Below are 13,099 nucleotides of genomic sequence, written 5' to 3'. Positions count from 1 at the left end.
CCTCTCAGTCCTCGGCGATCGCGGAGTAGGCGGAGAGCAGCAGGGCCGGGTCAGGCCCCTCGAGGCGCGAGACCTTGCCGATGCGGTCCAGGACGACGAAGCGCAGCAGGCCGGCGCGCGACTTCTTGTCGCGCTTCATGGCCTCCTCGAGCTTGGGCCACTGGCGGCCGCGGTAGGTCGTGGGCAGTCCCAGAGAGACGAGGAGGTCGCGATGACGGTCCACGTCGGCCTCGGAGAGCTTGCCGGCGAGGTGCGCGAGCTCGGCCGCGAACATCATTCCCACGGACACCGCGGCGCCGTGGCGCCACTGGTAGCGCTCGTTGTGCTCGATGGCGTGGCCCAGCGTGTGGCCGTAGTTGAGGATCTCGCGCTCACCGGTCTCGGTGAGGTCGGCGGAGACCACTCGGGCCTTCACGCGGATCGCGCGCTCCATGATCTCGCGGAAGGCGGGGGTGGAGATGTCGAGCACGGCGGCGGGGTCGGCCTCGACGACCTCGAGGATGCGCGTGTCCTCGATGAAGCCTGCCTTGACGACCTCGGCGAGGCCGGCGGCGACGTCGTGCGCGCCGAGCCCGGCGAGCACGTCGAGGTCCTCGATCACGGCGATCGGCGGGTGGAAGGAGCCCACGAGGTTCTTGCCCTCGGCGGTGTTGATGCCGGTCTTCCCGCCGACGGCCGCATCGACCATCGCGGCGACCGTGGTGGGCACCTGCAGCACGTCGATGCCGCGCAGCCACGTCGCCGCGATGAAGCCCGCGACGTCGGTCGCGGCGCCGCCGCCGAGTCCGATCACGAGGTCGCTCCGGGAGATCTCCGCCTGTCCGCACACCTGCCAGAGGAAGCCCGCGACCTGCACGGTCTTCGCCTCCTCGCCGTCGGGGATCTCCGCGAGGAACGCGGAGCGGTCGGTCGCGGCGACGGCCTCGCGCAGCTCCTCGGCGACGGTGCGGAGACTGGGCTGGTGGACGATGACGACGCGGCGGGCGTTCGCGGGGATGCGCTGCGGCAGGCCCGCCAGCAGACCGCGGCCCACGACGACGTCGTAGCCGCCCGTGGGTGTGCCCACGGGGATGACGGTGGTGTCCGGGGCGTCGGTGCCGGCGGGTTCTGTGTCGGCAGGGTTCTCGGGGCTCATGCGTGCTCCTTCGGTGCGGGCGGCTCGGCGCCCTCCAGGGTCTCGATGATGCGGCGGGCGATCTGGTCGATCCCGCCGTGGGTCGCGTCGATGCTCCAGCGCGCAGCCTCGCGGTACAGCGGCATGCGCGCGTCGGTGAGGGTGCGCCAGCGGCCCAGCGGGTCCTCGCCGCCGAGCATCGGCCGGCCCCGGCCCCGTCCCACGCGGGACCGGGCCGTCTCCTCGTCGATCTCGAGCAGCACGGCGGGGCGGGCGGCGACGAGCGCGCGCGAGCCCTCGGCGACGACGGCGCCGCCGCCCAGGGCGAGCACTCCCGTGTGCGCCTCGAGCGCGAGGGCGAGCACTCTCGCCTCGAGGTCGCGGAAGGCGCTCTCGCCCTGGGCGGCGAAGATCTCGGGGATGCTGCGACCGGCGGCCTCGATGATCAGCTCGTCGAGATCGGCGAAGGGCACGCCGAGCCGGCGCGCGACCTCGCGGCCGATGGTGGTCTTCCCCGCGCCCATGGGGCCGATGAGCACCAGGCGCGGGCCGCCGCCCGAGGGCGTCGGGGCGGGATCCTCTGCGCCGGGTGCGGGGGTCGACGGGCTCGGGTCCGTGGACACCGTGCTCACGCCGACGGGGCGCCGCCGAGGCGCGACTGCTGGGCGACGGTCTCGGCGAGGTGGGCGCGGATCTCCTCGACGCTGTCGCCGCCGGTCTTCTCGAGCAGGGCGTCGGCGAGGACGAGTGCGACCATGGCCTCGGCGATCACCGCGGCGGGGGCGACGGCGCAGACGTCGGAGCGCTGGTGGTTCGCGGTGGCCTCGCCGCCCGTGGTGACGTCCACGGTGCGCAGGGCGCGCGGGACCGTCGAGATCGGCTTGAGGGCCCCGCGCACGCGGATGACCTGGCCGTTGCTCATGCCGCCCTCGAGGCCGCCGGCCCGGTTGGTCACGCGCGGGTACTCGCGGTCCTCCCCTGCGTCCTGCGCGGGAAGGATCTCGTCGTGCGCGCGGGAGCCGCGACGGGCGGCGGTCGTGAAGCCGTCGCCGATCTCGACGCCCTTCATGGCCTGGATCGACATGATCGCCTGCGCGAGGCGGCCGTCGAGCTTGCGGTCCCACTGGGTGTGGGAGCCCAGGCCCACAGGCACCCCGTAGGCGAGGACCTCGACGACCCCGCCCAGGGTGTCGCCGTCGGCCTTCGCGGCGTCGACCTCGGCGACCATGGCCTCCGATGTGGCGGGATCGAAGCAGCGCAGGGGGTCCTCGTCCAGGCGCGAGGAGTCGGCCGGCTGGGGGAGCTCGGCGTCCTCGGGGGCGCGCACCGCGCCCACGGCCAGGGTGTGGGAGACCAGGCGGATGCCGGCGGCCTGCTCGAGCAGGGCCGCGGCGACGCGCCCGGCGGCGACCCGTGCGGCGGTCTCGCGGGCGCTCGCGCGCTCGAGCACCGGGCGGGCGTCCTCGAAGCCGTACTTGAGCATGCCGGAGAGGTCGGCGTGGCCCGGGCGCGGCCGCGTGAGCGGACGGTTGCGCGCGATCTCGCGCTCGTCGCCCGTGCCGGCGTCGATCAGCAGGTCCTCGCGCGGCACGGGGTCGGCCGACATGACCTTCTCCCACTTGGGCCATTCGGAGTTCGCGATCTCGATCGCGAGCGGGGAGCCCAGGGTGAGGCCGTGGCGAAGGCCGCTGTGGATCGCGACCACGTCCTGCTCGAACTTCTGGCGGCTGCCGCGGCCGTGGCCGAGGCGGCGGCGCGCGAGAGCGGAGCGCAGATCGTCACTGGTCAGCTCGATCCCGGCGGGGACGCCGTCGAGCAGGGAGATGAGGGAGGGGCCGTGGGATTCCCCGGCCGTGAGCCAGCGCAGCATGACCCCGATCCTCTCACGTGCAGGCGGGCTCGGGTCGCGCCGTCCCAGAGGGTCCGGCCCGAGGGATCCGTCCCCTCAGTCCTCGTCGAGCTCGACGGCCTCGTGCGGCGTGAGCTGCTCGATGAGCGGGACCAGATCGGAGATGCCGGGCAGCACGGTCGTCGGCCGGTACGGGTACTTCGCGATGTCCCGCTGCGCCGTCGAGCCCGTGAGCACGAGCACCGAGCGCATGCCCGCCTCGAGGCCGGACTTCACATCGGTGTCCATGCGGTCGCCGATCATCACGGAGGTCTCCGAGTGGGCGCCGATGCGGTTCAGGGCCGTGCGCATCATGAGCGGATTGGGCTTGCCCACGTAGTACGGGTGGATGCCCGTGGCGGCGGTGATCATGGCGGCGACCGAGCCGGTGGCCGGCAGCGGGCCCTCGGCGCTCGGCCCGGAGACGTCCGGGTTGGTGGCGATGAACTTCGCGCCCTTGTCGATGAGGCGGATCGCCCGGGTGATCGACTCGAAGGAGTACGTGCGGGTCTCCCCCAGCACCACGAACTCGACGTCCGTGTCGGCGAGGATGAAGCCCTCCTCGTGCATGGCGCTCGTGAGTCCTGCTTCTCCGATCACGTACGCCGAGGAGCCGGGTGCCTGCTCGGCGAGGAAGCGCGCGGTGGCCAGCGCGCTCGTCCAGATCGCCTCCTCGGGGATCTCGATGCCGCTGCGCGAGAGCCGTGCCCGCAGGTCCCGGGGCGTGAAGATCGAGTTGTTCGTGAGCACCAGGAAGGGCCGGTCGAACTGCTGGAGGGCGGCGATGAAGTCCGCGGCTCCCGGCAGGGCCGACTGCTCGTGGACGAGGACGCCGTCCATGTCGGTGAGCCAGGTGTGGACGGGATGGTCTTCGAGAGCGGTGGTCATGCCCCTAGTGTGCCCTGTCCTGCGGCTCCCCCGCAGTGGCCGGCGTGCCCCGGCATGCGACGACGGGCGCCACCCGTGGGGGTGACGCCCGTCGTGGGCTTCCGGGATCCGGGAGCGGCGGGGCGGTGCCCTGCCGGCCCGGGCCGGTGATCAGCCGATCAGTTGCCGGTGAGCTTCGCGCGCAGCGCGGCCAGCGCCTCGTCCGAGGCCAGCGTGCCCTCGTCGGAGGACGCCGACTGGTAGGACTGCGCAGCGGCGGCGGGGGCCGGCGAGGAGGTGCTGGTGGTGGCCTGCTGGCCGCCGCCCTGGCTCGCGGACTCCTCGTCGGCCTTGATGGCCTCGGCGACCTGGGCCTTGTGGGCGGTCCAGCGCTCGTAGGCGGCCGCGTACTGGCCCTCCCACTCCTCGCGCTGGGACTCGTAGCCCTCGAGCCACTCGTTGGTCTCCGGGTCGAAGCCCTCGGGGTACTTGTACTCGCCGTTCTCGTCGTAGTCGGCGGCCATGCCGTACAGCGCCGGGTCGAAGGTGGTGTCGTCACCCTCGGGGTCGACGCCCTCGTTGGCCTGCTTGAGCGACAGCGAGATGCGGCGACGCTCGAGGTCGATGTCGATGACCTTGACGAAGACGTCCTGGTCGACCGACACGACCTGCTCGGGCAGGTCGACGTGGCGCTGGGCCAGCTCGGAGATGTGGACGAGGCCCTCGATGCCGTCCTCGACGCGGACGAACGCGCCGAAGGGGACGAGCTTGGTGACCTTGCCCGGCACGACCTCGCCGATGGCGTGGGTGCGGGCGAAGAGCTGCCACGGGTCCTCCTGGGTCGCCTTCAGCGACAGGGAGACGCGCTCGCGGTCCATGTCGACGTCCAGGACCTCGACCTTGACCTTCTGACCGACCTCGACGACCTCGCTCGGGTGGTCGATGTGCTTCCAGGACAGCTCGGAGACGTGCACGAGGCCGTCCACGCCGCCCAGGTCGACGAAGGCGCCGAAGTTGACGATCGAGGAGACGACGCCCTCGCGGACCTGGCCCTTCTGCAGGGTCTGCAGGAAGTCCGAGCGGACCGCGGACTGGGTCTCCTCGAGGTAGGCGCGACGGGAGAGGACCACGTTGTTGCGGTTCTTGTCGAGCTCGATGATCTTCGCCTCGATCTCCTGGCCGACGTACGGCTGCAGGTCGCGCACGCGGCGCATCTCGACGAGGGAGGCCGGGAGGAAGCCGCGCAGGCCGATGTCGACGATGAGACCGCCCTTGACGACCTCGATGACGTGACCGGTGACGACGCCCTCGTCCTCCTTGATCTGCTCGATCGTGCCCCAGGCGCGCTCGTACTGGGCGCGCTTCTTGGACAGGATCAGGCGACCCTCCTTGTCCTCCTTCTGGAGGACGAGCGCCTCGATCTCGTCGCCGACCTCGACGACCTCGCCGGGGTCGACGTCGTGCTTGATCGAGAGCTCGCGCGAGGGGATGACGCCCTCGGTCTTATAGCCGATGTCGAGCAGGACCTCGTCGTGATCGACCTTCACCACGGTGCCCTCGACGATGTCGCCATCGTTGAAGTACTTGATGGTCGAGTCGATGGCGGCCATGAGCTCATCGGCATCGCCGATGTCGTTGATGGCGATCTGGGGGGTCGTGGTGTCGGTCATGTAGGTCGGAACTCCGTAGGGACAGATATGAGTGGGTGGACGATCTGGTGCCCGGGCGCAGGTGCGCACAGACCCGTCCAGAGTACCAGCACGCAGCCTCGGGCGCGACCCGGGATCCGGGCTGTCGGGAGTGTTCTGCGCGACGCCCGACGGTCCGGGCGCGGTCCGGGCGCGGTCCGGGCGCGGCCGGACGAGGGCATGTCCGAGGGCGGGTCGAGACGGGTCGGGACGGGTCGATCAGGATCGTGTCGGGCCGGGGTCAGTGCGCGGCGTCGAGCCAGGTGCGTCCGACGCCGACGCCGACCTCGAGGGGCACCGAGATCTCGTAGGCGTCGCCCATCCCGGTGACGACGAGGTCCCGGACCTGCTCGAGCTCGCCCGGGGCGATCTCGAGGACGAGCTCGTCGTGGACCTGGAGCAGGACGCGGCTGCGCAGCCCGGCCTCCCGCAGGTCGGCGGCGACACGCAGCATGGCGAGCTTGATGATGTCGGCCGCGCTCCCCTGGATCGGCGAGTTCAGGGCGACGCGCTCGGCGTTCTCGCGGCGCTGGCGGTTGTCGCTCGTGAGGTCGGGGAGGTAGCGGCGGCGGCCCAGGATGGTCTCGGTGTACCCGGTGCTCCTCGCCTGCTCGACGCTCTCGCGCAGGAAGTCGCGCACGCCGCCGAAGCGCTCGAAGTACCCGTCGCGCAGACCTGTGGCCTCCGCCTGCGAGATGTGCAGCTGGCGGGCGAGGCCGAAGGCGCTGAGCCCGTAGGCGAGTCCGTAGGAGACGGCCTTGGTCTTCGAGCGCATCGCCGCGCTCACGTCCTCGGGGGCGACGTCGAAGACGCGGGAGGCGACGAAGCGGTGCAGGTCCTCGCCCGAGCGGAAGGCCTCGATGAGGCCCTCGTCCTCGGAGAGGTGCGCCATGATCCGCATCTCGATCTGCGAGTAGTCGGCGGTGAGCAGCTGCTCGTACCCCTCGGAGACCACGAAGGCGCTGCGGATGCGCCGCCCATCCTCGGTGCGCATGGGGATGTTCTGCAGGTTCGGGTTGTTCGAGGAGAGCCGGCCCGTCGCGGCGATGTTCTGGTGGAAGGTCGTATGGATGCGCCCGTCCTCGGCGATGAACCGCCGCAGGGTCTCGATGATCTGCCGCATCTTGGTGACGTCGCGGTGGGCGAGCAGATGCGCGAGGAAGGGGTGCTGGGTCTTCTCGAAGAGGTCCGTGAGGGTCTCGGCGTTGGTGCTGTAGCCGGTCTTGGTGCGCCGGCCCTTGGGCATGCCGAGCCTCTCGTAGAGGACCTCCTGGAGCTGCTTGGGAGAGCCCAGGTTGATGCGCTCCCCGTCGATCTCCGAGAACGCGGCCTCGGCGACCTCGGTCTGCCGGCGCTCGTGCTCGGCGTCGAGATCCGCGAGCACCTCGTCCTCGACCTGGATGCCCACGGCCTCCATCTCCCCGAGGACCGTCGCGAGCGGCAGCTCGAGATCGTCGTGGAGGGCGGTCGCCTCGTGCTCCTCGAGATCCGTGCGCAGCAGCGGGACGAGGCGACGCACGGCGTCGGCCGCGCGGGCGAGGCTCTCGTCGGCCGCGCCGTCGTCCCCCTCGAGGTCCAGGGTCTGCTGGGGCGCGGCCTGCTCGGCCTCGAGCTCCTCCTGGAGATGGCGCATGGCCAGGCCCGCGAGGTCCGTCGGCCTCTGGTCCGGGCGGCACAGGAACTCGGCGAGGGAGAGGTCGGTGCCCCAGCCCTCGACGTCGAGCCCGCGGGCGGAGAGCTCGTGCACCGCGAGCTTCGCGTCGTGCGCGTCCTTGCGGACGGAGGCGTCGGAGAGCCACGCCGCGAGGGCCCGCTCCCCGTCGGTGTCGAGGCGCTCGAGATCGATGACGGCCAGAGCCGACTCGGTGGAGAGGGCGATCCGGCGGGCCTCCCCGAGCCCGAGCTCCCAGGTGCCGTCGATCGCGAGCGCCGCACCGTCCGCGAAGGGCCCCCGCAGCGCCGCCGCGAGGTCCTTGCCCTCGGGACGGGTGATCTCGGGCAGCTCGGCCGCCTGCTCGTCGGCCGCCGCGTCCGTCCCGTCCTCGCCCTCAGGGAGGAAGACGGCGGGGAGGTCGCGGCGGATGGTCGCGCCGAAGGCCAGGTCGTCGAAGACATCATGGACGGCGGCGCGGTCGCCGCGGCCCAGCGTGAAGACGACCTCGTCGTCCGGCAGCTCCAGATCGGTGACGGCGGCGTTCATCACCCGGTTGCGGCGCACGTCCTCGACGTGGTCGCGCAGGGACTGGCCGGCCTTGCCGGTGATCTCCTCCGCGTGCTCCAGGAGGCTCTCGAGGTCGCCGTACTTCCCGATCCACTTGGCGGCGGTCTTGGGGCCGACGCCGGGAACGCCCGGGAGGTTGTCGGCGCTCTCCCCCACGAGCGCCGCGAGATCCGGATAGTGCTCGGGGGTGACCTGGTACTTCTCCTCGACGGCCGCGGGGTCCATGCGCCGCATCTCGGTGACGCCCTTGACGGGCTGCAGCAGGGTGACCCCGGGGCCGACGAGCTGGATGGCGTCGCGGTCGCTGGAGACGATCAGCGCCTCCTGCTCGCGGGTGCGCATGCGGGTCGCGAGGGTCGCGATGATGTCGTCGGCCTCGAAGTCGGGCACCTCGAGCCAGGTCACGCCGAGGGCGTCGAGCGTCTTCTGGATGAGCGCGATCTGCCCGATGAACTGCGCGGGGGTCTCGTCGCGACCGGCTTTGTACTGGTCGTAGATGCGATCGCGGAAGGTGCCGCCCGCCATGTCGAAGGCGACGGCGACGTGGGTGGGCCGCTCGGAGGCGACCACGTTGAACAGCATCCGCGCGAAGCCGTAGACGGCGTTCGTCGACTGGCCGCGTCCGTCGGTGAAGCCGTCCGCGGGCAGCGCGAAGAAGGCGCGGAACGCCATCGCGTGCCCGTCGATGAGGAGGAGGCGGACGGGTGCCTGGTCGCTGCCGGGATGCTCGCTCGAGGTCATGGGTCAAGTCTCGCACGGGCCGCCCCCGGACGCGCGCGGCGCTGTGGCACTCTGGCCCCATGACCTCCACGGATCCCCACGAGACAGCCGCCGCCGATCTGCCCGCCGCCGAGCTCGCCGCGGGCGCGCTGCGCGGCACCCTGAGCGAGACCATGGGCATGCGCTGCGTGCGCCTGGGGCCCGACGGCGGCGAGATGACGATGCCCGTCGAGGGGAACCTGCAGCCGGCGGGGCTCCTCCACGGCGGCGCGACGATCGCCCTGGCCGAGACCATCGGCTCGATGGCCGCCCTGCTGCAGGCGCGCGCCGTCCACGGCGAAGGGGCGCAGGCGGTAGGCACCTCGATCTCCGCCACCCATCACCGCTCGGGGCGCAGCGGGGTCGTCACCGCGCACTGCCGGGCCCAGCACCTGGGTCGGCAGGTCGCCTCGTACCTCGTCGAGGTCGTCGACGAGCAGGAGAGGCTGCTGTCCACGATCCAGGTCTCGACCATGCTGCTGCCGCCGCGAGGCTGACCCGGGGGGGAGCGAGAGAGGCGCTCCTCCCCTGCTCGCCCCTGCTACTCGGAGAGGTCGAAGCTGTCCGTGGTGGGCGCCGATATCGCCCCGTCATCGGAGAAGGTGAAGGTGCGCAGGCCCCCGGAGACGGGGTCGCCGTCCTTGCCGAGGGCGAGATCGCCGGTCGCGAGGGCGTAGGCGATCGAGGCGGTCTCGTCGTACTGCAGGCTCGCGCGGAGCCGCTCGACGCACTCGCTGACGTCGGCGCACTCCGTCTCCCCCACGAGCAGGTCCGGGATGGCGGCGGCGATCGTCGTCCCCTCGAGGGAGAGCGCCTGCTGCGCCGCGAGGCAGATGAGCGCCACGGCGTCGAAGGCCTGGGTGGCGGCGCCCATGGCGGGCGGCCCGAGCTCGACCAGGTCCGAGTCCGCGTTGAGCATCATCAGGCGGAAGGTCTCGGAGACTTCGCCACCGGCCTGGATCGCCTGCGCCCCCTCGAGCGCCTCCTTCGGCAGGTGCTCGCCCGCGTGGTCGCGGGCTCCGAGGCCCGCAAGGCGCACGGCGATGTCGAAGCGGGGCCGGCCCTGGTCGTCGGCGAGCTCGTCGTGGAGGGCGCCGAACAGGGTCCCGGTCTCCTCGCCGCCCGTGAGCACGAGCATCGCGGGCTTCGCCTTCGCGATCTTCTTCGCCCAGGCCTTCGCGTCGCCGAGCTTCCCGAAGGGGTAGGTCCCCTCGAGCACGAGCTTCGCCCCGCGGGGCCGGCCCTGGGTGGTGAGCTGGTCGCGGAGGTTCTCCGACGCCTCGTCCTTCGTGCCCAGGAACGCGATCGTGCCCGGTGCGCCGCCCTTCTGGGGGTGCAGGCCCACGGACTCCTCCACGAGGTGGCGCGCGATCGCCTCCTGCGTCGGCGCCAGGCGGGTCAGCAGACCGGAGCCGGCGGAGCCCGAGCGCACGCGCGTGGAGCTGGAGGTCGGCGAGACCAGCGCCATCCCGGTGTCGGCGATCGCCGCGAGGTGCTTCGCGAGCTGGGCGTCGTCCACCGAGAGCACGAGGCCGGAGGCCTTGGCGGCAGCGAGCTCCTCGGCGATCGCGCCGAGGTCGTCGTCGGCCGATTCGACGATGCGCGGCTCGATCAGCTCCACCTCGCGCCCGAACACGCCGCCGTCGTAGTTGATCTCGCGCATCGCCTGGTTGATCGCGGCGATCACCTGCGGATGCGTCTGGCCGACGGGACCGGCGGTGGTGAGGATCGCGCCGATGCGCAGGGGCTCGTCCGGCACGGACTCGGAGGGGTCGCCCGCGGCGGGCGTCGTCGCATCGCCCCGGACCAGGGGCCCGATCCTGCAGCCGGCGAGGACGGTCGTGCCGAGGGCGCCCGCGACGAGCGAGCGCGCGAGGGCGCGCCGGGAGATGCTCATGCGGCGGCCTCTCTCGCGACTCGGGCTGCGGGGTCGTGGGCGAGCAGGAGGGATCACGGACCGCCGCGGACGGCGGACCGTGAGGACCTCGTCAGTCCTTCCCGCGCCCGCCGAGCTGATCGACGACGGCGTCGGCGACCTCGCGCATGGTCAGACGACGATCCATGGACGTCTTCTGGATCCAGCGGAAGGCCTCGGGCTCGCTCAGCCCCATGTTGGACTGCAGGAGGCCCTTCGCGCGGTCCACGCGCTTGCGGGTCTCGAAGCGCTCGCCGAGGTCCTCGATCTCGTTCTCGAGCTCGACGATCTGCGCGTGGCGGGAGATCGCGATCTCGATCGCCGGCAGCAGATCGGCCGCGGTGAAGGGCTTGACGACGTAGGCCATGGCGCCCGCGTCGCGCGCGCGCTCGACGAGCTCGCCCTGCGAGAAGGCGGTGAGCATGACGACCGGCGCGAGGCTGTCCTCGCCGATCTTCTCCGCGGCGGTGACGCCGTCGGCCTTGGGCATCTTCACGTCGAGCACGACGATGTCGGGGCGCAGCTCGCGGGTCTTCTCGACGGCGCTCACACCGTCGCCCACGGCCGCCACGACGTCGAAGCCGGCCTCGGTGAGGGTCTCGACGATGTCCATCCGGATCAGGCTCTCGTCCTCCGCGACGACGGCGGTGCGACGGCCCTTCGCAGGGGCCTCCTCCTCGGGAGCCTTGGCATCGAGATCGAGGGGGACCTCGTCGGGGGTGACATCGTTCATGGGGTACGCGCTCACTTCCTGTGGCTCGCTCCGGTGCTGGCCGGAGCGCTGATGCATGCGGTCGCGACGCCCGCTCGGCGCGCGTCGCACACGCGTTATCCTAGACCAGCTGTCCCGCGAGGGCCCGTCGTGAGCGGTCACGCGGGTCCGCACGGCGAGCAGGGTCACGGGAGCTCCCATGCCCCTCTCCCCCACGGGCGCGCCGGGTTGGCGGAATGGTAGACGCGGCGCACTCAAAATGCGCTGTCCGCAAGGGCGTGCGGGTTCGAGTCCCGCACCCGGTACACGAGGACGCGGAAGGGCCCCGTTCCCGGATCCGAGCATCGGATCCGGGAACGGGGCCCTTCGTGCTGCGCGACGGATGCGCCTCCGGTCGCGGGGCGCCCGGGGTGCGGCCGGACGCCCCGCGGGTGCCTCCGGCGACCCGGGTCTCAGGACTCCTGGGTGCCGGCGGCGATGCGGTCGGCCTCGATCCGCGCGGACTCGGCGCCGTCGAGGTCGCCGATGCGGTGGACGCGCAGGGTGTTCGTCGAGCCGTGGACGCCGGGGGGCGAGCCGGCGGCGACGATCACCAGGTCGTTCTTCTGCAGTCCCTTGTGCTCGCGCAGCAGCTCGTCGACGACGAGGACCATCTCGTCCGTGTTCTTCTGCATCGGCACGAGGTGCGCCTCGATGCCCCAGGAGAGCGCGAGCTGATGGCGCACGTGCTCGTAGGGGGTGAGGGCGAGCAGGGGGATGGACGGGCGCAGGCGCGCGAGGCGGCGCGCGGTGTCCCCGGACTCGGTGAAGGTCACCAGGTACTGGGCGGACAGCTGGCTGCCGATCTCCGACGCCGCGCGGGTGATGGCGCCACCGCGGGTGTGCGGGATGGTGCCCAGCGGGAGGATGCGGTCGGCGCCGTTCTCCTCCGTGTTGGTGACGATGCGCGCCATCGTCCGCACGGCCTCGAAGGGGTACTTGCCCACGCTGGTCTCGCCCGAGAGCATGACCGCGTCGGCCCCGTCGAGGATGGCGTTGGCGCAGTCCGAGGCCTCGGCGCGGGTGGGGCGCGGGCTCTCGATCATCGACTCGAGCACCTGGGTGGCCACGATCACGGGCTTGGCGTTGCGGCGAGCCAGCTCGATCGCGCGCTTCTGCACGAGCGGGACCTGCTCGAGCGGCAGCTCGACGCCGAGGTCGCCGCGGGCGACCATGATGCCGTCGAAGGCGCCGACGATCGCGCGCAGCGCGCGCACGGCCTGGGGCTTCTCGATCTTGGCGATGACCGGGACGCGGCGCCCCTCCTCCTGCATGATCCGCAGGACGTCGTCCATGTCGTGCGCGTCGCGCACGAAGGACAGGGCGATCAGATCGGCACCGAGGTTCAGGCCCCAGCGCAGATCGTTGATGTCCTTCTCGCTCATGGCGGGGACCGAGACGGCCACGCCGGGCAGGTTGATGCCCTTGTGGTTGGAGACGGGGCCGGGGACCTCGACGACGGTGCGTACCTCGGTGTCGGACACGTCGGTCACGCGCACCGACACCTTGCCGTCGTCGATGAGGAGGACGTCGCCCGGGCGGCAGTCGCCGGGCAGGCCCTTGAAGGTCGTGGAGACGCGCTCCTTGGTGCCCTCGACGTCCTCGGTGGTGATGGTGAACTCGTCGCCCACGGCGAGCTGGTGGGGGCCGTCCGCGAAGTTCCCGAGCCGGATCTTGGGTCCCTGGAGGTCGACGAGGACCGCGACGTTGCGTCCCAGGTCATCGGCTGCGCGGCGGATGTTCGCGTAGACCTTCTCGTGGTCGTCGTGGGTGCCGTGGCTCAGGTTCATCCTGGCCACGTTCATCCCGGCGTCGATCAGCGTGCGGATCTGCTCATACGAGCTCGTCGCCGGGCCGAGTGTGCAGACGATCTTGGCTTTTCGCATGTCAACCCAT

Annotated in this window: 10 protein-coding genes and 1 tRNA gene; 2 read left to right on the top strand and 9 right to left on the bottom strand. The window is 71.9% G+C overall.

Annotated elements, in window-relative coordinates:
* Positions 1-4: 4 nt before the first annotated feature.
* The 6 genes from aroB to polA all read right to left on the bottom strand — a co-directional run bounded on the left by aroB (position 5) and on the right by polA (position 8,519).
* Entirely contained in the window at positions 5-1,135 is a 1,131-nt protein-coding gene (aroB, locus tag I8D64_RS00810; protein WP_200500623.1) for a 3-dehydroquinate synthase, read from the bottom strand.
* Positions 1,132-1,746, bottom strand: a complete 615-nt coding sequence (locus I8D64_RS00805; protein WP_228358519.1) for a shikimate kinase — start codon at positions 1,744-1,746, stop codon at positions 1,132-1,134. Before I8D64_RS00805 ends, aroB begins: the two co-directional genes overlap by 4 nt.
* Positions 1,743-2,984: a chorismate synthase gene (gene aroC / locus I8D64_RS00800; RefSeq protein ID WP_281391962.1), complete on the bottom strand. Its 1,242-nt coding sequence runs from the start codon at positions 2,982-2,984 to the stop codon at positions 1,743-1,745. Before aroC ends, I8D64_RS00805 begins: the two co-directional genes overlap by 4 nt.
* A 75-nt stretch (positions 2,985-3,059) precedes the next feature.
* Positions 3,060-3,890, bottom strand: a complete 831-nt coding sequence (locus tag I8D64_RS00795; protein WP_200500622.1) for an HAD-IIA family hydrolase — start codon at positions 3,888-3,890, stop codon at positions 3,060-3,062.
* A 158-nt stretch (positions 3,891-4,048) separates the two neighbouring features.
* The gene (gene rpsA / locus I8D64_RS00790; protein WP_200500621.1) at positions 4,049-5,539 is read right to left on the bottom strand and encodes a 30S ribosomal protein S1; all 1,491 of its coding nucleotides are present in this window, start codon (positions 5,537-5,539) and stop codon (positions 4,049-4,051) included.
* A gap of 259 nt (positions 5,540-5,798) precedes the next feature.
* Positions 5,799-8,519 carry a DNA polymerase I gene (gene polA / locus I8D64_RS00785; RefSeq protein ID WP_200500620.1) on the bottom strand — a complete coding sequence of 907 codons (2,721 nt, stop codon included), beginning with the start codon at positions 8,517-8,519 and terminating at the stop codon, positions 5,799-5,801.
* A 59-nt stretch (positions 8,520-8,578) separates the two neighbouring features.
* Here polA and I8D64_RS00780 point away from each other — a divergent pair, with 59 nt between their 5' ends.
* Positions 8,579-9,034: a hotdog fold thioesterase gene (locus I8D64_RS00780; protein WP_200500619.1), complete on the top strand. Its 456-nt coding sequence runs from the start codon at positions 8,579-8,581 to the stop codon at positions 9,032-9,034.
* A 44-nt stretch (positions 9,035-9,078) separates the two neighbouring features.
* Here the strand turns inward: I8D64_RS00780 and I8D64_RS00775 are convergent, their stop codons facing one another.
* Both I8D64_RS00775 and I8D64_RS00770 read right to left on the bottom strand, forming a co-directional pair.
* Positions 9,079-10,434 (bottom strand): ABC transporter substrate-binding protein, encoded by a 1,356-nt coding sequence (locus I8D64_RS00775; RefSeq protein ID WP_200500618.1) that lies wholly within the window; start codon positions 10,432-10,434, stop codon positions 9,079-9,081.
* A gap of 91 nt (positions 10,435-10,525) precedes the next feature.
* Positions 10,526-11,185 (bottom strand): ANTAR domain-containing response regulator, encoded by a 660-nt coding sequence (locus I8D64_RS00770; RefSeq protein ID WP_200500617.1) that lies wholly within the window; start codon positions 11,183-11,185, stop codon positions 10,526-10,528.
* A 201-nt stretch (positions 11,186-11,386) separates the two neighbouring features.
* Between I8D64_RS00770 and I8D64_RS00765 the strand changes: the two genes are divergently transcribed.
* Positions 11,387-11,469: transfer RNA gene (locus tag I8D64_RS00765), tRNA-Leu, on the top strand.
* Positions 11,470-11,616: 147 nt separating this feature from the next.
* Here the strand turns inward: I8D64_RS00765 and pyk are convergent.
* On the bottom strand, positions 11,617-13,089 hold the full coding sequence (gene pyk, locus I8D64_RS00760) for a pyruvate kinase (RefSeq protein WP_200500616.1): 1,473 nt from the start codon (positions 13,087-13,089) through the stop codon (positions 11,617-11,619).
* Positions 13,090-13,099: the final 10 nt, after the last annotated feature.

This window comes from Brachybacterium halotolerans, from assembly GCF_016623465.1.
Classification (GTDB): Bacteria; Actinomycetota; Actinomycetes; order Actinomycetales; family Dermabacteraceae; genus Brachybacterium; species Brachybacterium halotolerans.
The sequence above is the reverse complement of the archived record's forward strand: the minus strand, read 5'-3'. Positions and strand labels throughout refer to the sequence as shown.